Annotated in this window: 15 protein-coding genes; 11 read left to right on the forward strand and 4 right to left on the reverse strand. The window is 51.6% G+C overall.

Translation table 11 applies throughout. The features are described 5' to 3' along the window. Positions 1-38: 38 nt before the first annotated feature. Complete coding sequence (locus tag B9Y58_RS08835) at positions 39-563, reverse strand: HD domain-containing protein (protein WP_073055722.1); 525 nt, start codon at positions 561-563, stop codon at positions 39-41. Positions 564-714: 151 nt separating this feature from the next. Continuing rightward, positions 715-2,988, reverse strand: a complete 2,274-nt coding sequence (locus tag B9Y58_RS08840; protein ID WP_073055720.1) for an aconitate hydratase — start codon at positions 2,986-2,988, stop codon at positions 715-717. A gap of 130 nt (positions 2,989-3,118) precedes the next feature. On the opposite strand from B9Y58_RS08840, the gene B9Y58_RS08845 reads away from it, so the two are divergent. The 10 genes from B9Y58_RS08845 to B9Y58_RS08890 all read left to right on the forward strand — a co-directional run bounded on the left by B9Y58_RS08845 (position 3,119) and on the right by B9Y58_RS08890 (position 17,726). After that, positions 3,119-5,026, forward strand: a complete 1,908-nt coding sequence (locus tag B9Y58_RS08845) for a SulP family inorganic anion transporter (protein ID WP_073055718.1) — start codon at positions 3,119-3,121, stop codon at positions 5,024-5,026. A 340-nt stretch (positions 5,027-5,366) separates the two neighbouring features. Beyond that, entirely contained in the window at positions 5,367-5,957 is a 591-nt protein-coding gene (purN, locus tag B9Y58_RS08850; RefSeq protein ID WP_073055716.1) for a phosphoribosylglycinamide formyltransferase, read from the forward strand. 3 nt (positions 5,958-5,960) lie between these two features. Further along, entirely contained in the window at positions 5,961-6,713 is a 753-nt protein-coding gene (locus B9Y58_RS08855) for a ribonuclease HII (RefSeq protein ID WP_073055714.1), read from the forward strand. A gap of 217 nt (positions 6,714-6,930) precedes the next feature. Continuing rightward, positions 6,931-12,714 (forward strand): glycoside hydrolase family 9 protein, encoded by a 5,784-nt coding sequence (locus tag B9Y58_RS08860; RefSeq protein WP_073055712.1) that lies wholly within the window; start codon positions 6,931-6,933, stop codon positions 12,712-12,714. 184 nt (positions 12,715-12,898) lie between these two features. Continuing rightward, positions 12,899-13,591: a MotA/TolQ/ExbB proton channel family protein gene (locus tag B9Y58_RS08865; protein WP_143154669.1), complete on the forward strand. Its 693-nt coding sequence runs from the start codon at positions 12,899-12,901 to the stop codon at positions 13,589-13,591. A gap of 8 nt (positions 13,592-13,599) precedes the next feature. Beyond that, positions 13,600-14,010 carry an ExbD/TolR family protein gene (locus B9Y58_RS08870; RefSeq protein WP_072797081.1) on the forward strand — a complete coding sequence of 137 codons (411 nt, stop codon included), beginning with the start codon at positions 13,600-13,602 and terminating at the stop codon, positions 14,008-14,010. Further along, on the forward strand, positions 14,011-14,760 hold the full coding sequence (locus tag B9Y58_RS08875; RefSeq protein WP_233247889.1) for an energy transducer TonB: 750 nt from the start codon (positions 14,011-14,013) through the stop codon (positions 14,758-14,760). 69 nt (positions 14,761-14,829) lie between these two features. Beyond that, positions 14,830-16,119, forward strand: a complete 1,290-nt coding sequence (locus B9Y58_RS08880) for a translocation protein TolB (protein WP_233247890.1) — start codon at positions 14,830-14,832, stop codon at positions 16,117-16,119. After that, positions 16,116-16,703 carry an OmpA family protein gene (locus tag B9Y58_RS08885; RefSeq protein WP_073055707.1) on the forward strand — a complete coding sequence of 196 codons (588 nt, stop codon included), beginning with the start codon at positions 16,116-16,118 and terminating at the stop codon, positions 16,701-16,703. The genes B9Y58_RS08880 and B9Y58_RS08885 overlap by 4 nt, the downstream gene beginning before the upstream one ends. Positions 16,704-16,781: 78 nt before the next feature. Next, positions 16,782-17,726: a tetratricopeptide repeat protein gene (locus B9Y58_RS08890; protein WP_073055705.1), complete on the forward strand. Its 945-nt coding sequence runs from the start codon at positions 16,782-16,784 to the stop codon at positions 17,724-17,726. 93 nt (positions 17,727-17,819) lie between these two features. Here the strand turns inward: B9Y58_RS08890 and murA are convergent, their stop codons facing one another. Together murA and B9Y58_RS08900 are read right to left on the reverse strand one after the other, a co-directional pair. After that, positions 17,820-19,097 carry a UDP-N-acetylglucosamine 1-carboxyvinyltransferase gene (murA, locus tag B9Y58_RS08895; RefSeq protein ID WP_073055703.1) on the reverse strand — a complete coding sequence of 426 codons (1,278 nt, stop codon included), beginning with the start codon at positions 19,095-19,097 and terminating at the stop codon, positions 17,820-17,822. Between the two features lie 143 nt (positions 19,098-19,240). Continuing rightward, positions 19,241-19,984 carry an RDD family protein gene (locus B9Y58_RS08900; RefSeq protein ID WP_073055701.1) on the reverse strand — a complete coding sequence of 248 codons (744 nt, stop codon included), beginning with the start codon at positions 19,982-19,984 and terminating at the stop codon, positions 19,241-19,243. Between the two features lie 40 nt (positions 19,985-20,024). On the opposite strand from B9Y58_RS08900, the gene rapA reads away from it, so the two are divergent. Continuing rightward, positions 20,025-23,009 carry an RNA polymerase-associated protein RapA gene (rapA, locus tag B9Y58_RS08905; protein WP_073055699.1) on the forward strand — a complete coding sequence of 995 codons (2,985 nt, stop codon included), beginning with the start codon at positions 20,025-20,027 and terminating at the stop codon, positions 23,007-23,009. Positions 23,010-23,016: the final 7 nt, after the last annotated feature.

The following is a 23,016-nucleotide window of genomic DNA, read 5'->3' on the forward strand; positions in this document are numbered from 1 at the left end:
ACCCTGAGCGTGTCGAAGGGCCTGGATGACACTGTAGATTACACGCCGAGGGCTTCGATGGCGGCCTGGTACTTCTTGAGGCGGAACTTGGTCTTGAGTTCGCGGCGTTCCTGACGCTTGATGTACTTGTCTTCCAAAAGCACGTTCAGAATGGCGCTCTTGGCCTTGGCCATCAGCGGATCGTCCTTGAGGGTGCCCATGAACTTCACGAATTCCTTTTCGCGGGCTTCGTAGTTCGCTTCTTCGGCGGGGACGCCTTCGGCCATCAGCTTGCAGCTGTATTCGTCGATCCAGCTCTGGTTCTTGTGGTAAGTCATCTTCTGGATCTTTTCGACCATATCGGCCGGAACGCCCATGGCGATCACTTCTTCAGGGGTTTTCTTGGTAGTATCGGTAATCAAGTCCTGCAAAATGGCGAGTGTCTGAACCTCTTCGGATTCACCCTTGTTCTTGAGGTAATCTGCGACATTCTGCAGAAAATCAATGTAGGGACCGCCAGCCTTGTCCATCTGGTTCTTGTGAACGTCGGCTGCAATTTTGTAGGCTTCAGCGTAAGAAAGCATAATTATCCTTTTTAAAAACTTTGGGGTGCTACACCGGCACCATAGTCTCAATATATATAAACAAATCCTGTAAAAGTGTCACGTTTTTGTCAAATATCCAAAAAGTGAGCTTTTTTTGTTGTTTTTTGAGCTAGGTGCCGGAATAAAGCTCCTATTTGTTGTTCGCGCGGATGAGGTTGAGGGCCGAACCCGCCTTGAACCATGCCCACTGCTGTTCGTTGTAAGTGTGGCTTAAGGCGATGTTATCGACGGAGCCATCCTTGTGGTGGGCGACGAGCGTGAACTCGGAACCCGGAGCGAACTTGGTGAGACCAACGATATCGAACACATCCTGTTCTTGGATCTTGTCGTAGTCGGCAGCGTTCTTGAAGGTGAGGGCGAGCATGCCCTGCTTCTTGAGGTTCGTTTCGTGAATGCGGGCGAAACTCTTCACGATTACGGCCTTCACGCCGAGGAAGCGCGGTTCCATAGCGGCGTGTTCGCGGCTGGAGCCTTCGCCGTAGTTTTCGTCACCGATGACGATGGAGCCCGTGCCCTTGGCCTTGTAAATCTTCGCAAGTTCGGGGACTTCCTTGTATTCACCGCACTGGCAGAGAACCTTGTTGGTTTCGCCGTTGAAGGCGTTCACGGCGCCGATAAGCATATTGTTCGAAATGTTTTCGAGGTGACCGCGGTAGTTGAGCCACGGGCCGGCCATGGAGATATGGTCGGTGGTGCACTTGCCCTTCGCCTTGATGAGGAGCGGGGCCCCGGCGATATCCTTGCCGTCCCAGGCGGCGAACGGAGCGAGAGCCTGGAGACGCTTGCTTTCGGGGTTGATGGAAACGGTAATCTTGGAACCGTCTTCTGCCGGGGCCTGATAGCCGGCGTCCTTGACTTCGAAGCCTTTCGGCGGGAGTTCGCACTGCTCCGGCGGGTCGAGCTTCACGGCCTTGCCCTCATTGTTCACGAGGGTGTCGGTCATCGGGTTGAAGCGGATGTCGCCAGAGAGGGCGGCAATCACGGCCATGAGCGGGGAGGCGACGAATGCATGCGTGTTCGGGTTGCCGTCAGCGCGCTTTGCGAAGTTGCGGTTGAAGCTGTGGACGATGGTGTTGAGTTCCTTCTTGTCGCTTCCTGCACGGTCCCAGCGGCCAATGCAAGGACCGCAGGCGTTCGTCATAATCGTTGCACCGAACTGCTTGAACAAGTCGATGAGGCCGTCGCGTTCAGCGGTGTAGCGCACCTGTTCGGAACCCGGGTTAATGAGGAGCGGGCACTTCGGAGAAAGACCCTTGGCGAGGGCCTGCTTGATCATGTTCGCGGCCATGAAGAGGTCTTCGTAGCTGGAGTTCGTGCAAGAACCGATGAGGGCGGCACTTACGACCGGCGTAGATTCCGGCTTGGTTTCGGTGGCCTTGAGGGATTCTGCCATGTCGGTCACGGCGTAGGCGCGGTCCGGGCTGAACGGGCCGTTGAAGTGCGGCACGAGCGTGTTCAAGTCGATTTCGACAACGCGGTCAAAATACTTTTCCGGTTCGGCTTCAACTTCGGGGTCGGCCTTGAGGTGTTCTGCAATCTTGTCGGCAGCGGCGGCCACGTCGGCACGGCCAGTCACCTTGAGGTAGCGGCTCATGGAATCGTCATAGCTGAAGGTGGAGCAGGTTGCGCCCACTTCGGCACCCATGTTCGCAATCGTTGCCTTGCCGGTAGCGGAGAGGCTGCGTGCGCCTTCGCCGAAGTATTCGATAATGGCGTTGGTGCCGCCCTTCACGGTGAGGATACCTGCGAGCTTGAGGATGATATCCTTGGCGGTAGCGAAGCCCTGGAGCTTGCCAGTGAGCTTCACGCCGATCATCTTCGGGTACTTGAGTTCCCACGGGAGGCCGACCATGGCGTCCACGGCGTCTGCACCGCCCACGCCAATCGCGAGCATGCCGAGACCGCCAGCGTTCACGGTGTGGGAGTCGGTACCAATCATCATTCCGCCCGGGAAGGCGTAGTTTTCGAGCACCACCTGGTGGATGATGCCTGCACCCGGGAGCCAGCAGTCAATGCCGTACTTGGCAGATACGGACTGCAAAAAGTCATACACTTCCTTGCTTTCTTCCTTTGCGCGGGGGAGGTCCTTTTCGACACCTTCGCGGGCGATAATCAGGTGGTCGCAGTGCACGGAACTGGGCACTGCCACGCGGGCCTTACCGGCGGTGGTGAACTGGAGGAGTGCCATCTGGGCGGTTGCGTCCTGCATGGCCACGCGGTCAGGGTGGAATTCGGCAAAATCCTTGCCGCGTTCGTAGGTCCTGTTCTCGGCGCCATCAATCAGATGGCTGTAGATAATCTTTTCGGCGAGGGTGAGCGGACGGCCCAGTTGCTTGCGTGCTGCTTTAACGCGGGCGGGAATGCGGGCATAGACGCCCTGGATCATGTCGAAATTGAAAAGCATAGTCTCTTCGGGTTTTAGGTTGAATTTTCGCGCGTAAAGATAGAAAATTATTTGGTTGCTTTTTTTTACCCTTAACAAAGGGTGTAAATTTTCCTAAATTTGGCCGCGTTCCTAAGATTGGAGAACCCCCATGTCCAATATAAACGCCAAAGATTCCGTCAAGAATTTCCTTGCTGGAGTCAAGACGACCGTTACTCCTGAATTGTTCCGCACGATTCGCAGGGGCTACGACAAGAAGAACTTCGTAAGCGACCTCATGTCGGGCCTGATTGTGGGCATTCTGGCGCTTCCGCTTGCCATTGCGTTTGCTATCGCTTCGGGTGTGGGTCCGGAACAGGGTCTTTATACGGCCATTATCGCTGGCTTTACCATTTCGCTGTTGGGCGGTTCCCGTTTCCAGATTGGCGGCCCGACGGGTGCCTTTATTGTGATTGTTTATGGCATCGTGAGCCAGTACGGTTATGACGGCCTTGCTTCGGCCACCCTTTTGGCCGGTATCTTGCTGATTATCTTTGGCTTGGCCAAATTTGGCGCGATTATCAAGTTTATCCCGTATCCGGTTACTGTGGGCTTTACCGCCGGTATCGCTATTATTATTGCTCTTGGCCAGGTGCCGAACTTCTTTGGACTCCGTTTCCTTTCGAAGGATCCGGCCGATGCCGTGGGCAAAATCAAGCTTTACGCCTCTTCGCTTGATACTGTTAATATTTATGCCGTGATTGTTGGCCTTGTGGCTTTGGCCGTTTGCATTCTGTGGCCGAAGATTACGACGAAAGTTCCGGGTTCCCTGATTGCCATTATCGTGGCGACTGTTATGGTGAAGGTCTTGGGCTGGGATGATCCGATTACGGGCCACGGCGTGGTGACCATTGGCATGAAAAACCACATTCCGAGCGGTTTCCCGGTTCCGCATTTGCCAAACATTAGCCTTGAAATGATGCAGAAGGTGTTCCAGCCGGCTTTGACCATTGCCATTTTGGGCGCCATTGAATCCCTTTTGTCTGCCGTGGTGGCCGACGGTATGACCTCGACCAAACACCGCTCCAATACCGAACTTTTCGGTCAGGGCGTTGCCAATGTGCTTTCCCCGATGTTTGGCGGTATCCCGGCTACGGGTGCCATTGCCCGTACGGCAACCAACATCCGTAACGGTGCCGTGAGCCCGATTTCTGGCTTGGTACACGCGGTTGTTTTGCTCCTCATTATGCTTGTGCTCGGAAAGTACGCCGAAATGATCCCGATGGCAGCGCTTGCCGCCGTGCTTTTCCAGGTCGCATTCAACATGTGCGGTTACCGCAGCTTTATCAAGATGTTCAAGGCCCCGAAGAGCGATGTTGCTGTGATGCTTGTGGCCTTCTTCTTGACTGTGATTATCGACCTGACGGTCGCAATCGAAGTGGGTGTGCTTTTGGCCGCAGTGCTCTTCATTAAGCGCATGAGTGACGTTGCCGAAGTGGAAACGGTGACCGAAGCCCTTAAAGAAGACGACGAAGAAGCTGCTCATAACGAGCTTAGCCGCCAGGTGCCGAAGGGTGTTGCCGTGTACGAGCTTGCCGGTTCGCTCTTCTTTGGTGCGGTCGACAAGTTTAAGGATACCATGGCCCGCATTTCGGACAAGCCGAAGATCCTTATTTTGCGCATGCGTAGCGTGTCTAGCATCGATGCTGCCGGTATCCAGATGATTGAAGACTTGCTGAACCGTTGCAATCGCGAAGGCACGCAGCTGTTGCTCAGTGGCGTGCATGCTCAGCCGGTGGTAGCGCTTACTCGCGCCGGAGTGCTTAAGCAACTCGGCGAAGAAAATGCCCTCGGTAACATCGATGCCGCTCTCAACCGCGCTCGCGAACTTTTGGGCCTCCCGATTGTGGATACCTCGCATGAAATGCCGCAGGCGCCTACCGTTTCCTGGGAAAAGAGCCTCGACAAGCCGTGGATGCCGGAAGAATCCAACGCTGCCGTGGCCGAAGAAACGCCGGAAGTTATCGCCGAAAAGATGATGGACGAACCGGTCGTAAAAATCGAAGAAAAAACAAAGTAATCTTTGTAAGGTTTTCTTAAGTTTGTGAGCAACAAGCGCCTCGTATTAACGAGGCGTTTTTGCGAGAGTGAGGTGATATCACATTCTTGTATATGATATAGAGCCGAACGGTCTGAGTGTGACGGGAATCGCAGTGTGATTTCCGTCTCTTTAATTTTAGTTATGTTATATCTAAATTAGGGGCATGGTTAAGAGACATGCTTTGACGAGTTCTGAAAGGACGCACATCTTTAGGCACTTCATCGTGAACTATCTGCTTGCCTTCTGGGCGGTTGGATTGATTCTGATGAATATCTGCTAGCATCAAACAATCCTAGATTATTTTTCTATCTTTGGCGCCATGTTTAAAATCGGCGTCATGGCTTCCGGCGGCGGAAGCAACTTTAAAGCAATCATTGACCGCATTGGCGAGGGCGACCTCGAAGCCCAATGCAAGTTCCTGATAACCAACAACGGTGGTTGTGGGGCAGTTTCTCATGCGGAATCTTATGGAATTCCCGTACACCACATTTCGGGCAAAACGCACCCCGATACCGCTGCATATGAGGCCGCACTTTTAGAAGTGATCGATCGTTACGACATTGATTTGCTGATTCTGGCGGGCTATATGAAGGCCTTGCCGGTAAGCCTTATTAAGAGACTCCCGGACCGTATTTTGAACATTCACCCGTCGCTTTTGCCTAAGTATGGCGGCAAGGGCTTCTGGGGAATTCACGTGCATGAGGCCGTAATCGCCGCCAACGAAAAGGAGTCGGGCCCGACGGTTCACTTGGTGAGTGAAGAAATCGACCAAGGGCGAATCTTGGCGCAGACCCGCGTGCCAGTTGAAGATGGCGATACGCCAGAAACGCTCGCTGCCCGCGTGCTGGTGCAGGAACATGAGCTTTACTGGAAGACGATTAAGGAATACGCGGCTCAAATAGGCGTGTAACTCATGAAATTCAAGGTTCCGGCATTTTTGGAAGGGATTGAAGCTCCTGTCGATGGCGAAGTTGCCATGCGCAAGTTCGCTGCGCAAGCGGGCGAGAATGCGGTCGTGGTCGGTATCGACGAAGTCGGTCGCGGCCCTTTGGCGGGCCCTGTGGTGGCCTGCGCCGCTGTCCTTAAGGCTCCCGATGCTCTCCTGACGCTCAACGATTCCAAGAAACTCACGCGCGTAAAGCGCGAAGCCATGTACCAGGACGTGCAAGATGCTTGCGCCTGCTTTGCCGTAGCGAGCGCCTCGGTCGAGGAAATCGACCGCATGAATATCCTGGAAGCCGACTTTTTAGCCATGCGTCGAGCCTTGCAGGCTCTCGGTATGCCCGGTTTGCACGAATCTGTCCCCCAAATTCCGATTTTCCAGAAAGGCTCCTTTGCGTCCCTAGCCACTAGCCACCAACCACTAACCACTTTAATCGCTGTCGACGGCAACCTCAAGATTCACGGAATTCCCGAAGAAATGCAGATTCCCGTGGTCAAGGGTGACGGCCGTATCGCGAGCATCTCGGCGGCCTCGATTTTGGCGAAAGTATTCCGTGACCGTTACATGGACGACCTCGAAAAGAAGTTCCCCGGTTACGGTTTCGACAAGCATGCCGGTTACGGAACCAAGGCTCACCTTGACGCAATCCGCCGTCTCGGCATGACTGCGGAACATCGTAAAAGCTTTCACCCCAAGAGTTTACAAACCGAGCTGGATCTGTAGCCCGTTTTTTGTTGAAATCCTGGCCAAAATAAGGCTGTAATGTGCTAAAATGCAAGTCTAAAATCTTGCAAAAAGTGATATTTTCCAACTCGAAATATACTCCTTTTGCCCCCCCAAAAAATTTGCTCTAGCTCACATTCCTTACGCAATTGTTTTTTTTTCTTTACTTTCTAGCCGTTTTAAGCTATATTTATCTCGATAGCACAACGAGGACTCTATGCTCAAAAAACTGATTGCAGCCTTTTTATTCGTATGCCCCCTGGTTTTTGCCAACTGGGAAGGCGTGTTGAAAAAACCGTCTGTTACCGAAATTGATGGTAAGGAATTCTACGAAATTGCAACACCGGAAAATTTGGCGTGGTTTGCTACGAATGTAAATAAGGGAAACCTTGGTTACAATGCAATTCTTACGGAAGATATCGTTGTTTGCGACGATTTGGAATCAACCGAATCATGTGAATGGACGCCCATCGGCGTTGATGAAAATACGGACACTTTGGGTTTCAAGGGAATATTTGACGGTAACGGACACAAGGTGTCGGGTATCTATATCCCCGCTAAAAAGTATGGACGCAGCGGTTTTTTCGGTGTGATGAGTGCCTTTTCTGTTGTAAAGAATTTGACGATAGAGAATTCTTCGATTCAAGGCCTTTTGAAGAGTTATAGTCAGACAGGTGGTCTCGTCGGAGTCTTTAATGGAGATTCTATTATCAATTGTGAATTTCATGGAATGGTTAAGGATTCTATTGTGGGAGGTCTTGTAGGCTGGGCCGAAAGATATGAATATACGACCAATAGGCGCGATGCCGAACATGGACATACGGGAATTATCGTGAATAGCCGTAATTATGGCACGGTGACATCGTTGGATTATTGTGGCGGTCTTATCGGGGCCTCGGAAGGAATCGATATTTTGTCTTCCGAGAATTTTGGTAAGGTGACAGGTTCTTATTGTGGGGGTATTCTCGGCTTTTCGCAGAATTCGTACAGCACAACAATCGACAGTTGCATTAACCATGCGACCGTATCGACGACCACTACTTATGGAACTTCGGGTGGCATCGTCTCGGAAGTCTATTCGGGAACTCCGTTAAATATTCGTAATACAGTCAATGATGGTGATGTTTATTCGGGACGCGATTCTATCAATGGTTTTGTGGCGGGAGGCTTTGTTGGTGCGACTGATGGAAAGTTGGTGATTGAAAATAGCGTAAACAACGCGACTGTTACGCGTTCAAGCAAACATACTCAGGTTGGGTATGCGGGTGGCTTTATCGGCCATTCCGCTAAGGGCTCGGTATTGATTTCAGGTAGCGTGAATAGGGGCTTTGTTGATGGGAAAAGATATAGCGGAGGCTTTGTGGGATTTGGTGCTGGTGGCGGCAAAATCCTGAATAGCATTAACGAGGGAAATCTTGGTGGTGAACCGAATACTATTACTTACAATGGTGGTTTTATTGCATTGGCGAAAGATTATTCCTGGACATTGGATGGGCTTTTGAACAAGGGCAATGTTGCTGGGTTGTATGCAGGCGGTATAATTTCATATGCGACAGGTCCAGTGATTATTTCGAATACAGTAAACGAAGGTAATATCGAACCAAATGTAAATCTCAACGGCAATACTGTCTATATGGGTGGCTTGGTGGGTTATGCCTACGCAAAATCAAAAACAAGACACTATGTTAAGAATGTCGTCAATAGGGGAAATCTTTTGCCTCGTGGACTAAGGTCTACCGTATATGTGGGGGGGATTATTGGAGATGACGCTGATTCTCTGTTGACTATCGATAATGCTTCGAACTATGGCAATATTGATATCGTGCTGGACAGCGTTGGAAATTCTGCTTCTGTATATGCAGGGGGTATTGTGGGGTATGGTTCCAAAGAATTAAACGTCTCGCGCGGGACCAATAGTGGAAAAATCAGACTTGTCAATAACAGCAAGGGCAAAGTAAACGCCTACATGGGGGGCATTTCTGGATTTTCTTCTACGGCTACCATTACGGAATCCCTGAATTTGGGAGAGGTTTATGCTAAGCCGGAAACGCCTTCTTCGCTGACATTGATTGCAGGAATCGCGTCCTATGCTAGTTCGGTTAAGAAATCCGTGAATGAAGGCCGTGTAGAGTTGGTCGGCAACGAAGAACTTTCTAGTGCCTCGGTTGCGGGGATTGCCTATTCGGGCTTTGTGTCCAACTGCATCAATAAAGGAAACTTGATTCATCGCTGGGCGTTGAAGGATTCTTCTATAGCGGCAATCCAGGCGGGAAACTCGAAGGGGAGTGGTAACTACAGTATTGCCGATACAGTAATGATTAACGGAAAAATGGTTGCAGCAGTCAAGGGCTGTAGCTTTGCGGACAGGAGTAAGTTGGGGATTGACGATGCTTCTAACAGTAATGCTCTTACGACTGTAGAAATGCAAAATACCGAATTTGCCTGGCGCATGAATGCCTGCAACGGAACTGTTGCAAATGGTGGTGGCTGGACTCAGTATGGGAAGGGGTACCCTGTTTGGGCAGATGATGTTCACCATCCGATTTATAAACTCACGTTCTTGGATTCTGCGAAGGTTCTGAGTGTGAAGACCTATACGGTTGGCTCCAGCTACACCGACGATTCTGGCCGTATTGTCGATATGCCTGAACCTCCGAATCCCGAAGATGCTGGCGAAGATGATTTGGAATTTGGCTATTGGAGTGCGAAGGGTAAGGTCGTGTCTGCCAAGTCGATTGTGAATGCGGACGATAGCCTGTATGCGTTCTTTGTTGAAAAGGGTACGGAACCGGCATTGATTTCGTTTGTGGTGGATGGAAACCGTATTGCTGATTACGTGCTGACTGGGGCGAGCCTTACGCTTACCTTACCTGATGCACCTAAGGCGGGACGTACTTTATTGGGCTGGTATAATGACGAAACTCTGGTGGGAGCTGCAGGGGCGAGCAAGAAGTTTACTACAGCGATGACCTTAACTGCAAAATATGAAAGCCTTTACTATACGATTCAATTCCTGGATCAGGGAACGGTCCTGCAACGAGACACTCTTGAATATGGTGAACTGCCGGTATTCAAAGGAAATGAACCCTCGCATGATGATTACACGTTTGTCGGCTGGACTCCAGAAGTGTCTACCGTGACAGGAGACGCTTCGTATTTTGCAACTTATTTTGACCCGAATGCTATTTCTTCTAGTGAAGAATCCAGTAGTTCCATGCTCAGTTCTTCAAGTGCCGTGTCTAGTTCTTCTATAAAGTCTAGTTCTTCTGAAAAGCCGCTGAGTTCTGCGGCTCACGGTGAAGATTGGGTTGTTGATGCTCTTGGTGGAATGGGAAATTTCGATAGCACATGGAGTACTAAAGGATGGACGCTTCTCCCGACGAGTGCCAGTACCGGAAATACAAAACTGGTCGAAAATGACGATGGTAATGTCGTTCTTCAGTTCTGGTCTAATTCTGGAAATACGAAACTTTATGCTATTCAGGCGAAATATCCCGTGTATTTGCAGAAGGGGCATTCTTACAAGATTAAGGGGAGTGGCTACCTATACGATGACGTTACCTGGGATACTGTATATGTGGGACTGATGCAAAATGCTGAACCGTACAATGTTTTTTACGAACATGTATTCAGTTTGAATGGGAAATTTGAGTCAGATGTATATAATCATTGCGATAATAGTCAGTCGGGTGCGTTCTATATCAATGGTGGTAAACGCCTCGGCGGCTTTGCTATCGAGAATGTTTACGTCGAGGAACGTGAAATTCAGTGTCCCGGTACAGTGTATGCCTCGCAAATCGGTTTCCAGAAGGACGGCTTCAAGGAACTTGTTGTGGAGTATGGTTCCGGAGATCCGATTAAGTTTGTTGATGAATCGGGTAAGGTTGCTTTGACTGTTCCATTAAGTGAACTATCAGATTATGTTCCGAGCGGACAATGGCTTAATCTTGCCGATTTCTCGGAACTTACAACCGAAGGTTCCTATACTGTTTTGCAGGGATCTGATACGATTTACAGAAACTTGGTGGTTGGAGAGAAAACCTACGAAGAACTGCTAAAGGCTTCGCTAAAGTTCTTCTACTACCAGCGTGCATCGATGGAATTGACCGAAGAATATGCTGGCTCTTACGCTCGTGCGGCGGGGCACCCCGATACTGCCGTGCATATTCATTCTTCTTCAGGAGACGAAGGCGTGATTGCGTCGCCGAAGGGTTGGTATGACGCGGGTGATTACGGAAAGTATACTGTCAATGCAGGCATTACGACTTATACGCTTCTTTCGTTGTATGAACATTTCCCCAAGTATTTTAAGGCTCTTAAGTGGAATATTCCTGCTGATGGCAATTTGCCTGATTTGCTTGCCGAAATCAAGTACAACTTGGATTGGATGCTTACGATGCAAGCAAAAGATGGTGGTGTTTACCATAAACTCTCGGGACTTGATTTTCCGAGTACGGTCATGCCGGCTAAGGATGATTCTGGAGCGCGCTATATCATTGGCAAAAGTGTGACTGCGACATATGATTTTGCCGGCGTGATGGCAGCCGCAGCCCGTGTATATAAGGATTACAATGCTTCGTACGCTTCAAAATGCCTTGCCGCCGCTGAATCGGCATTCCGTTGGGCGGAAAATCATCCGGGAAGCCTTTATCTGGCAAATCCGAAGAGCGTGAAAACGGGTGCTTATGAAGATTCAGATGCATCTGATGAAGCTCAGTTTGCAGCGACAGAACTCTACGTTTCTACGGGAAATCCTGCGTACAAGAAGGAAGGCTCGTCGGGAAACGTCCCATCTTGGCAGAATGTTTATGGCCTTGCGACTTATGCAAAGTCAATTTACAAGGTTGATTTTGGTACGGGCGCTTATACGGACTTGATTGCGACAGCGGATAGAATGGTTCAATATGCGTCGAAGGGATTTGGTGTTCCGATGCAGTCTAGCGATTTCGTTTGGGGCTCCAATAGTGTTGCCGCGAATCAGGGTGTATGGCTATTGCAGGCTTATTACTTGACCGGCAAGAAGGAGTATTACAATACTGCGGTGAGGGCTCTTGATTACCTTGTTGGAAAGAATCCTCTTGGCATGAGCTATGTGACTGGAATAGGAACAAATTCTCCGCAAAATCCGCATCACAGAATTTCTCAAGCTGATGGAGTCAAGACTCCTGTGCCTGGAATGTTGGTGGGGGGACCGCAGAAAAAGGATAATAGTGATGTTAGCACTAATTGTAGCTACTCTAGGACTTATCCGGCAACAGCTTATTATGACAATAGCTGTAGTTATGCAACCAATGAAGTGGCTATCAACTGGAATGCTCCTCTTGCTTACCTTGCGGGTGCTTTGGAAGCGCTTGCAACAGGCGAAGCTCCGACATTTGCCGAAATCCCTGTCTACACGGGAAGTTCTTCTTCTGTAACCTCTAGCTCGTCCGTGGTTCAGTCCAGCAGTTCTCAGGTGAAATCGAGCAGTTCTGTCGCACCTTCTAGTTCTTCAGTGACGTCCAGCTCGTCAGTGGCTACGTCCAGCAGCTCTCAGGCGAAATCGAGCAGTTCTGTCGCTCCTTCTAGTTCTTCAGTGAAGTCTAGCTCGTCTGTGGCTCCGTCCAGCAGTTCTCAGGCGAAATCGAGCAGCTCTGTCGCTCCTTCTAGCTCTTCAGTGAAGTCCAGCTCGTCTGTGGCTCCGTCCAGCAGCTCTGAGGCAAAATCGAGTAGCTCCGTTGCTTCGTCTAGTAGTTCCTCTGCAAAACAGGATGCGTCTTCGTCTTCGAAGGGAACGGATGTTGTCTGGAATGCTGTACGGCCTGCGTTCAACCTCGCGGTAAACGGTATGACTCTCACGCTGACAAACACGCAGGGTGGCGTTGTTCGCATCTTTGATGCGCTTGGTCACTTGGTTGCAGCCAAGCCACTTGCCGGAACAACGACAAGCATCACCCTGCAAACTCCGGGCAACTACATTGTTCGCGTGAACGGAATGAGCCAGAGCGTGACGCTCAAGTAAGCCAAATAGCCCCTTAACGTTTGTTTTGGGGCTTTTCTGCAAAAGCCCCAATTTTGTAAACTTTTGTTTCTTACGATATTGTTGCAAATTTTACCTAGGACCCCGGAATTTTTTCCGTGGTCTTTTGCTATATTGTTGTCAAACAACAAGATACGAGTCTTTTTCCGGCTAACGGGAGGTGATTTTGAACAATTCGGTCCCTTTACTCCAAATGCTTACGCAGTCCGATATCGCGACCATCGTGATTTTGAGCATCTTGGCGGTCATGTCGCTCGGTTCGTGGGGCATTATCATCGTAAAGTACATCGTGAATATGAAAAACCAGCGCGCCAACGTGGTGTTTTTCCGTAAGTTCGTGAATGTGCGCCAGTTCGTGGAACTGCAGAGCCTTTGCGAAAACGAAGATGACAGTGCGCTGAAGAGCCTCACGTCTGAAGTGCTGAAGGAAGCTTCCAAGTTCAGTAACTTTGTGAGCTATGACTCGATCCAGCATCGCGCCTCGCTCCTGGAAGATACTATCCAGCGTTCGATCGAAGGCCTGCGCCTGACCGAAGACCGCTACTTAGGCTTCTTGGCCACGTGCTCCAACCTCGCCCCGTTCTTCGGACTTTTGGGTACGGTTTGGGGAATTATGGTGGCCTTCTTCCAGATTGGTCAGCATGGTTCGGCAGACCTTACCGTGGTCGCCCCAGGTATCGCCATGGCCTTGATTACCACGGTTGCAGGCCTTGTTGTTGCAATTCCTGCCTCTGCCGGTTATAACTACTTTACTGCCCGCAACGGTCAGAACGAAATTTCGTACTTCAACTTTGGCTCCCAGGTGCTTAGTCTCTTTAAGCGCGGTGACTTGCTCGCCCTTGAAGAAGTGGCCGGCTAGGAGGCATAGTGAAGCGCAGTCGCGGAAAAGAACTTAAGCAGGAGATGAACCTCACGAACATGATCGATATCGTGTTCGCGATTCTGATTGTGTTCATCATTTCTGCACCACTCATGAGCCAGGGTGTCAAGGTGGACTTGCCTAAGGCAGAAGCACCGACCATGGAACAAGAAAAGCTTTTGAAGGTCTCGATCACTAAGAACGAGGAACTCTATATCGCCGATATGATGGTGGATTTCGCGAGTTTCAACAATGTGTTCAAGTCGCTCTGGAATGGCGAGATGGCGGTGGTCATCAATGCCGACGAGTCTGTGAACTACGGCCTGGTGATGAAGGTGGTGACTCAGGTACAAAAGCTCGGAGTAACCAAACTCGGTTTCTTGACGATGAATCCCAAGGAAAGACCAGGGAAGAAATAGGTGAGCGCAGAGAGAAACATCCAGTATTTTTCGTCTGACGATGACGGAATGATGGTGAAAATCATCGTATGTGCGGTGGTTTTCCATTTGCTCATTGCGGGCATTTGTATTGCGTTCCATTTTGTGAATTTCAAGCACGAACCTGAACCGATTCCCGTGTTCGAAATGGTGCAGGTACAGCAGGCTGTACAGCCGCGTCCGCAGCCGCCGCGCCCTAAGCCGGTGGAGCCCAAACCGCCTGAACCCAAGCCGTTGGAACCGAAACCCAAGCCGGAACCTAAACCGAAGGTTGACCCGCAGCTGCCGCCCGAACCCAAGGTAGAGGAAAAACCGCCCGAACCTGAACCGGTGGAAGAACCGCAGCCGGAACCTGAACCGGAACCGCAGGATGATTTTGATGTAGACGACCTGGATCTGCCGACATCGGTGGAGGCCCCGAGCCTGAACCCGGTCGGGTCTGTAGACATGGACCCGCTGATGCAAGTTTATCTGGAACGTTTAAAACAAATTATTATGAGCAATTTCAATCCGCCCTCGAACTTGAACGTGCGTCGCGATGTAAAGACGACGGTGCAGTTTACGGTGGACCGCTTTGGTGGCATTACGGCGATTACCCTCAAGCGCAGTTCTGGTAACAAAACCTGGGACCATTTGTCTGTGCGTGCGGTGCAGATTTCGAAGGTTCCGGAACTTCCGCCCAATTTTAGAGCCCCCTCGTTGGTGCTTCACTTTAATTTCACACCGAATTAAGGTGATTGTGGTCTGGGGTAGCGAAAAATTGTATTATATTGAACAAACAAGTGGATTAGAATGGAAAAAATGAGATTTCTTGTAAGCGTCGCTGCCTTTGCATTGGCCTTGCTGCCGGTGACATCGCACGCGACCATCGATACGATTGCCGTAGACGTGGGTATTTCAGTCTTCAAGACGATGCCCATTGGCGTTGTTCCCTTTGCAGAAAAGAAGTCCATTGACTGGATCGAAGAAAAGCCGCATTTGATTGTGACTCGCGATGCAAACCTTTCTGGCCGCTTCGACGTGATTTCTTCGGACAAGTTTGACTTGCCGAAATTCAGTAAGGCCCATGCCAAGCATTACATTACGGGCAAGGTAACGCCTGTCGGCAAGATGCTGAAGGTGGAATGTTTCTTGTACGCATCTCAGACCAAGGATGTTCTGCTTGGTGAATCTTATACGGTAGAACAGAAGGATATGCGCCGTGCCTTGCACCAGTTCTTTGACCAGGTGATTTACCGCCTGTGGGGCGAACGCGGCGTGGCCTCGACCAAGCTTGCCTATGTGTCCAAGATGGACGGCGTCAAGCAGGTGGTGGTGTCCGACTATGACGGATTCCATCGCAGCCAGATTACCCGCGATACGACCATTAGCATGATGCCTGTTTGGATGAAGGGCAATGCCGGTCTTTATTATGTGAATTTCAAGACGCACCGTCCGAAGCTTTATTCCAAGACTTTTGGTGGCGTGGAAAAGTCGGTGTTCCCGCAGTTGGAACAGACTTATAGCCCGGCTGTGAACCCGAAGACTGGCGAGCTCTTGTTCTCGAGCACGGTGGACGGCAAGACGGATTTGTACATCGGTAACCCCGAAACGGGCAAGGCCAAGAAATTCGCTTACCTCAAGTCGAACCAGACGAGTCCGGCCTGGAGCCCGTATGCCTCGGAAGTGCTCTTTACGAGTGACCGTGGCGGTGGCCCGCAGATTTTTGCGATGAGCAAGGATGGTTCCGATTTGCGCCGTGTGACCTTTATGGGGCGCTATAACGAACGCGCCGCCTGGTCGCCCGAAGGAGACCGCATTGCCTACACCTCGATGGATGCCGGCCACATGAACATTTACACCTGCGCTCTCGACGGTTCTGACATTGTGCAGCTTACGAGTAACGCCGGTAACAACGAACACCCCACTTGGTCGCCCGATGGCAAACTGATTGCCTTTGCGAGCAACCGTAGTGGTTCGTACCAGATTTACATTATGAGAAAGGACGGTTCCAACGTTACGCGAATCACCAATTCCGGTGAAAATACTTCGCCCACTTGGTCGTTCTTCTATGACGATTTTAAACAACCAAAAAAGGAAGGTAAAAAATGAAGAACTTCGTTAAACTCGCTGTAGTGGCATCTGCCGCAGCCCTCTGCCTCGTTGCTTGCGCCAAGAAGCAGCAGCCCCAGACTGAACCGGATGCAGAACCGGCTCCGGCCGCGGTTGCTCCGGCTGCAGAACCTAATGCAGATTCCCTGGCAGCTGAACAGGCTCGCCTCGAAGCCGAACGCCTGGCTGCTGAACGCGCCCGCTTGGAAGCTGAACGTGCCCGCTTGGAAGCACTCATCAACCAGATCATGAGCGAAGACGTTTACTTTGACTTTGACCGTTCTGAACTCACCGAAAAGGCTAAGGAACTCCTGGCTCAGGTGGGCGAACTCCTGATTAAGGAAGAACGCTTCACGATTACGATTGAAGGCCACACCGATGCTCGCGGTACCGAAGACTACAACTTCACTCTCGGTGCAAAGCGTGCCATGAAGGTGAAGGAATTCCTCGTTGCTTACGGCATTGACGCCAAGCGCATGGAATCGGTCAGCTACGGTAAGGAAGCTCCGAAGGTTGAAGGTGCAACCGAAGAAGCCTACTCCCAGAACCGTCGCGCCAACTTCCGCGTGAACATCAAGGAATAAGATTCTTTAAATTTCGTCCTCGTCTTGCCTGTTACTGCAGGCGAGGAATTTTGCGGGTAATTAAAAAGAACTTGTTATATGAAAAACAAAAAATTGAACATCGTATTTCCCTTGCTTATGGTCGCAGCCCTGACGGGTTGTAGCCAGATGACGGTTCTCCGTACGCAGGAAATGAAGGCTGTCGGCGCTGAAGTTCAGGCCAACCTTGATTCTGTCGCTGTACGGCTTCAGGCTCAAAACGATTCTCTGCGTGCAGAACTTGATGCGGCTGAGCTTGCTCAAAAACGCATGCAGGCCGAAATCACTATGCTTTCTCGCCGCGTTGCAGACGAGTCCGAACGTAACGATTCCAGGCAAGAAGAAATTATCTACCGCTTGGATATGTTGCTCGGCAAGTCCGACAAGATCTTGGCGAAGAAGGTGGTCGTGAGCGGTGCGCCTGCAGCGCCCGTGTCCATGGATAGCCTGGAACGCGAAGCCGAAAAGCTCGTGGAAGCCGAAGCGATGTTCAATACGGCCCGCTCCGATTACCATCGCGGTGAATTCAAGCTGGCCTACAGCGGTTTCAAGCAGGTTTATGAGCAAATGAAAGAAGGCGAACTCGCCGAGAATTCGCTTTACTGGATGGCTCTCTGCCTGATTGATGTTGCCCAGGTTGACAAGGCGAAAAAGGTCTTTGCTCGCATGTCGGAAGCCTTCCCCGACGGCCAGAAGACCTGCCCCGCATTGTTCAAGCTTTCGGGCCTTTATGGCGAAGAATGCGACATCAACATGCAGAAGCAGTACTTGCAGAAGATTCTTTCTACCAAGTCTTGCGAAAAGTCTGCCGAATTCGAACAGGCTGCCGAAATGTTGCAGGAAATCTTGGAAAAAGAAGACAAGAAATCTGCCGGTGAACCTGTGGAAAGATGCGTGCCTGTGGTTCGCGAACCGGTCAAGCCGACCTCCCGCAAGTCGACGACCGATAATGCTTCTGAACCGACTGCAAGCGCAACGACCGAATCTACGGAAGCCGCTCTGTAATAGTTCAAAAACTTTCAAAACGAAAACTCCGACGATTGCCTCGCCGGAGTTTTTCTTTTAACAGCCTACAGTCTACTGTCTACTTCCTACTGTCTACGGTTCGTCGGCGTCAATGATGACGCGCTTGACTTCGGCACCGAGCTTAGCCATTTTAGCTTCGAAGTCTTCGTAACCGCGGTCCAGGTGGTAGATGCGGCTGATCTTGGTTTCGCCTTCTGCGATTAACGCGGCGAGGACGAGTGCGGCAGATGCGCGCAGGTCGGAGCCCATGACGTCGGCGCCTTCGAGCGGGAGCCCGCCCTTGATGGTGGCGGTGTTGCCGCTGAGTGTAATGTTTGCACCCAGGCGTTCCATTTCGGCCACATGCTTGAAGCGGTCGTTATAGACGGTGTCTTGAATCACGCTGTTGCCCGGAACCGAGAGGAGCGTTGCCATGAGGGGCGCCTGCATGTCGGTGGGGTAGCCCGGGAAGGGGAGCGTCTGAATTGTAATCGGCTTGAGTTCTACGCCACGGGCGTCAACTTCGGCCCAGTCGGGGCCGACACTTACCTTGCAGTTCATGTCGCGGAAGGCATCGAGCGTCGAGGCGATGTGTTCGGGAATAATCTTGGTGACTTTCACGCGGCCACGCGTAATGGCGGCACCACAAAGGTAGGTGCCTGCTTCGATACGGTCGGGAATGGTGACGCCATTACCCGGGCGTAGAGCTTCTACGCCCTGCACCGTAAGGGTGCGCGTGCCGCGACCTTGAATCTTGGCGCCCATGCCGATGAGGTAATCGACGAGGTTATCGATTTCAGGTTCCAGGGCGGCGTTCTGCAACACGCTCGTGCCCTTGGCAAGTGTGGCGGCCATGAGTACGTTCACCGTGGCGCCCACGCTCGAAATCGGGAAATGGAATGTACCGCCCGGTAGGCGCCCATCGCAGGTGGCTTCCACATAGCCGTGAGTCACGGTAATCTTGGCGCCCAAGGCTTCGAGGCCTTTCAGGTGCAAGTCCACAGGGCGCGGACCCCATGCGCAACCGCCCGGGAGAGACACGCGGCAGCGGCCAAAGCGTGCTACCAGAGGACCGAGCACATAGAAGCTTGCGCGCATGGTCTTCACGAGTTCGTAAGGGGCTTCCAGATGGTCGGCACCACGGGTGTCGATTCTTAAGGTGTGGGCTTCGCCACCGATGTGGCAACCAATCACGCGCAACACATCGGACATGGTCTTCATGTCTTTGAGGTGCGGGACGTTCGTGATTTCGGAGACGCCGTCGGCCAAGAGGGCTGCTGCCATTACGGCAAGGACTGCGTTCTTGGCGCCGGAAATTTCAACTTCGCCGTCGAGCGGCTTTTTAACCTGAGGTACAATAAACTGGTACATAATAAATTCAGAATTATGAATTCGGATCTCGTAATTGTTTTCCGAGAAAAATATAGTAATTCTGAAATTTGCAATCTCAAGGAACGATATATAATGTGTGATGTGTAATGTGAAATGTCTAATCCCACATTTCACATCTCACATTACTTCTTGAGCTTGTCATGTACAACCCTGGTGCGGGCGATGTGATCGTGGAGGGCACGGCGCTTGGGGTCAATAAAGACAATCAGGTAGCCGATGCCGTAGAACATGAGCGTGCATTGCGTAATCAGGCTTGCGATAAAGCGGAGTGCGGCACTTACCCAGCTCATGGGTTCACCGTGGGCGACTTCGACATGAATTTTCACGAGCATTTTGCCAGGGGTGGCCGACTTGATGGCTGTAAACGCGATAAAGTAAATGGCCTGTGCCACACCCCACATAATCAGGAACAGGTGCGTGCCGGGAACGTCAATCACCTTGTTCAAAGCCTCTTCGGAGGTGGGGTTGCTGATGTAGGCGTTCATGGCGTCGGCGAGGGCGTTCAGGTCAATCGCCTGAACGGCGCTCATGATCATCAGGATCAAGACGCCTGTTGCGGACAAAATAACGTTATCGATGAAGTAGGCGATGGCACGGACAAAGAATCCGGCGTAATGCTTACCCTTGTTGTGTTCAGCGATGATTGCTTCGAGGGCGGCCTTGATCTGTTCTTCTTCGGAGAGCGGAACTTCCTTGGATTCTTCGGTGTCTTTCCAGGCGACCCAGGCTTCCATGCCCGAATGCCACACTAAAGTTTCGTCTTTTATTGTGCCGTCTTTTACAAAGTCCCTGATTTCGTCGATATTAAAGGGACCCTTGCGTCGTTCACCGTCTGTTACGGTTTCATCTATGTAGTACCAAATCATGATGAGCCATAATTTAGAAAAAAAGCTACATTTTGGAGGTATGATGAATTTCAAGATTGGCCAACGCTATGTAAGTCAATCGGAACCTACTCTCGGGCTTGGTATAGTCACCGAGGTGCAAGACCGTATTGTTAAGATTTCTTTCCCCGCTGTAAGTGATGTCCGTTGCTACCGTTCCATGGGTGCCCCTGTGGACCGCTTTGAACTTTCGGTGGGCGATACCGCCAAGAGCGAAAAGGGTATGTCTTTTACCGTGGAATCGGTGAAAGAGGTGGACGGCTTGTTAGTGTATACGGGTCGTGCCGGCAGACAGATGAAGGAATCTGAACTGAGCGGCAAGATTTCGATTGCGCGTCCTGCGGACTTGTTCAAGGCCCTCATGGAAAACCGCGTGTCGAACAGCGTGCAGTTCGGTCGCCGCGAATCGGCCATGGAACTTTCTTGCAAGTGGATTTCGTCGCCGGTGCGTGGCATGATTGGACCGCGAACTTCGATGATTCCGCACCAGTATTACTTGTGCAGCCGCGCCTGCGACAGTTCTACGCTCCCGCGCTTGATGCTGTCCGACGAAGTTGGCCTCGGCAAGACGATTGAAGCCGGCATGATTTGGCATGCACTCAAGGCCCGCGGTCGCCTGACCCGTACGTTGATTATTGTGCCCGAAACGCTCAAGCACCAGTGGCTTGTGGAAATGAAGCGCCGCTTTAACCACTTGTTCACGCTGGTGGATGAAGGCTACATCAAGGGCCTGTTCGTGAACGACGACGATGACCGCCCGAATCCGTTCACGATTGCAAACGATATTATTTGCTCCATCGACTTCTTGATCAAGCAGCCCGCGTTGATCGAAGACTTGCTCAAGACAACTTGGGACATGGTGATTATTGACGAAGCGCACCACCTGGTTTGCGAAGACGGATTCACGAGCCACGAATACTTGCTTGCTAACGCCGTGATTCAGCGCTCGAAGGGTGTGCTGCTTTTGACGGGTACGCCGCTGCAGTTCCATCCGGAATCGCAGTTCAACCGCTTGAAGATGCTCGACCCCGTGCGCTTTGCGGACTACAACAGCTTTATCAAGGACCAGGACGCTTACCGCAAGCTGGTGAACGAACTTTCGAAGTTGCCGACGGACCCCGGCCAGACCATGAGCTGGGACGACTTGAACGAATGCGTGCCGAAGAAGTCGATTATCCGCCCGTGGCTTGAACAGGAAAGCGCAAAGAGCATGCCGGCCGACGAATGGATCCGCCGCATTGTAGATGCCGTGGGTACAGGTTCGGTGGTGTTCCGCAATACCCGTAAGGGCGTGGGCGGATTCCCGAAGCGCGTGCTCGACGAAATTCCGCTGGAGCCGAACAAGAATTACCGCGACATGGTGAACGTGGCTGCCGAAAACGATTTGGACATGTCCACCGACATTCAGGAAAATGGCCTCTTGTGCACGAGCTATTCCGACGCCTGGGCGCTCGACGAACGCTACGTGTGGCTCAAGGGATTCTTGAAGGAACACGCTAATGATAAGGTGCTCCTGATTTGCGAATCGATTCAGGTGGTGCAGGCTCTTGAAACGCTCTTGAACGAATACATGGGCGAGGGTGCCTTCTCGATGTTCCATGAGAACATGACGATTATGGCCCGCGACAAGGCCGCTGCAAACTTCAGTAAAGAAAACGGCGCGAACTTGTTGATTGCATCTGAAATCGGTTCCGAAGGCCGCAACTTCCAGTTTGCCCATCACCTGATTCTATTCGACTTGCCGCTCGATGCGGCCTTGGTGGAACAGCGTATTGGCCGCTTGGATCGTATCGGTCAGACCGAAAACATCATTATTCACGTGCCGTATGTGAAGGGCTCCGGTCAGGAAGTCATGTTCCGCTGGTACCACAACGGCTTGAACGCCTTCGGCACTCCGATGATGAGCGGTGGCGAACTCTTCCTCAAGTACACCGACGAACTGATTGCCGCTTTGGCCGAACCGCAGGCATTGCTCCAGAACTTTGTGGACACGGTGATTCCGCAGGTCAAAAAGGACTGCGACACCATGCGCAAGAATATTGAAAAGGGCCGCGACCGCTTGCTGGAATTCAACTCCCGCAACCCGGCGAAGGCTAAAGAAATCACCGATGCCATCTTGAAGATTGACGCCGACAAGGATTTGGAAACGCTGGTGTTCTCGTCGCTGATGGACCGCGGTCTTGAAATCGAAAAGAGTAAGATCAAGGGCTGCTACATCATTAGCATGGGTACGCAGGTGGAATCGGGCTCGATTCCTGGTATGCCGGAAAGCGTTGGCATGGCGGGCGCCGGTGGCGGTGGCCGCGTGACGCAGGCTGTCGGAAACTTCGAAGAAAGTTCGGGCGGTGGCGATGAAGATGCTCGCTTCTGCGATACGTCTAGCTTGACTGTGACCTTTGACCGCAACGTGGCCATGGTGCACGACGAAGTGGACTTCGTGAGCTTGGAACACCCGCTTTCGCAGGGCGTGATTGACTTTGAAACCTCGCTCGACAATGGTGCCGTGGCATGCAACATCTGGCAGAATTCCGGAATGCGCGGCCTTGTGATGCAGTACAACTTTGCGGTGGACTTCTCGGTCTCCGAAGAATGGGGCGTATCTGACCTTGCGGGCCCGCGCTACATTAGCGTGCTCGTGAACCCGACGGGTGAAGACTTGACCGAAAAGGTGCCGGAACTAAAGAACGCAAACTTCAAGGATGTGCCTGTTCCGCAGGGGAACGCTGCCGTGAACATGACGCTCAAGTACTTTGGCAAAGAAGGCCTCGCCATTGCTCGCCGCATTGTGTCTGCCAAGGCAAAGGAAATTGCCGAGGTGGCAGCAGAAGCTGTCGAAGCCCGCGCCGAACAGGAATACCAGCGCATGAACCATTTGCTGAGCATGCGTGGCAAGGCGGGCAACAACGCCCAGCTGCAACAGCTCCGCAAGAACGCGCAGGAATGGAAAAAGATTATTTCAAACCCGCAGATTCGCCTAGACGCGATTAGATTGCTTGTTTGCCGTTAACCACTGT

The sequence above is a fragment of the Fibrobacter sp. UWB15 genome, assembly GCF_900177705.1.
Taxonomy (GTDB): Bacteria; Fibrobacterota; Fibrobacteria; order Fibrobacterales; family Fibrobacteraceae; genus Fibrobacter.

Excerpts from the sequence above, each read along its gene's own strand:
- B9Y58_RS08885 (WP_073055707.1), top strand. The coding sequence starts at position 16,116 with ATGAAGAACTTCGTTAAACTCGCTGTAGTGGCATCTGCCGCAGCCCTC.
- B9Y58_RS08900 (WP_073055701.1), bottom strand. The coding sequence starts at position 19,984 with ATGATTTGGTACTACATAGATGAAACCGTAACAGACGGTGAACGACGC.
- B9Y58_RS08890 (WP_073055705.1), top strand. The coding sequence starts at position 16,782 with ATGAAAAACAAAAAATTGAACATCGTATTTCCCTTGCTTATGGTCGCA.
- purN (WP_073055716.1), top strand. The coding sequence starts at position 5,367 with ATGTTTAAAATCGGCGTCATGGCTTCCGGCGGCGGAAGCAACTTTAAA.
- B9Y58_RS08880 (WP_233247890.1), top strand. The coding sequence starts at position 14,830 with ATGAGATTTCTTGTAAGCGTCGCTGCCTTTGCATTGGCCTTGCTGCCG.
- B9Y58_RS08845 (WP_073055718.1), top strand. The coding sequence starts at position 3,119 with ATGTCCAATATAAACGCCAAAGATTCCGTCAAGAATTTCCTTGCTGGA.
- B9Y58_RS08855 (WP_073055714.1), top strand. The coding sequence starts at position 5,961 with ATGAAATTCAAGGTTCCGGCATTTTTGGAAGGGATTGAAGCTCCTGTC.
- B9Y58_RS08835 (WP_073055722.1), bottom strand. The coding sequence starts at position 563 with ATGCTTTCTTACGCTGAAGCCTACAAAATTGCAGCCGACGTTCACAAG.
- B9Y58_RS08860 (WP_073055712.1), top strand. The coding sequence starts at position 6,931 with ATGCTCAAAAAACTGATTGCAGCCTTTTTATTCGTATGCCCCCTGGTT.
- rapA (WP_073055699.1), top strand. The coding sequence starts at position 20,025 with ATGATGAATTTCAAGATTGGCCAACGCTATGTAAGTCAATCGGAACCT.
- B9Y58_RS08840 (WP_073055720.1), bottom strand. The coding sequence starts at position 2,988 with ATGCTTTTCAATTTCGACATGATCCAGGGCGTCTATGCCCGCATTCCC.
- murA (WP_073055703.1), bottom strand. The coding sequence starts at position 19,097 with ATGTACCAGTTTATTGTACCTCAGGTTAAAAAGCCGCTCGACGGCGAA.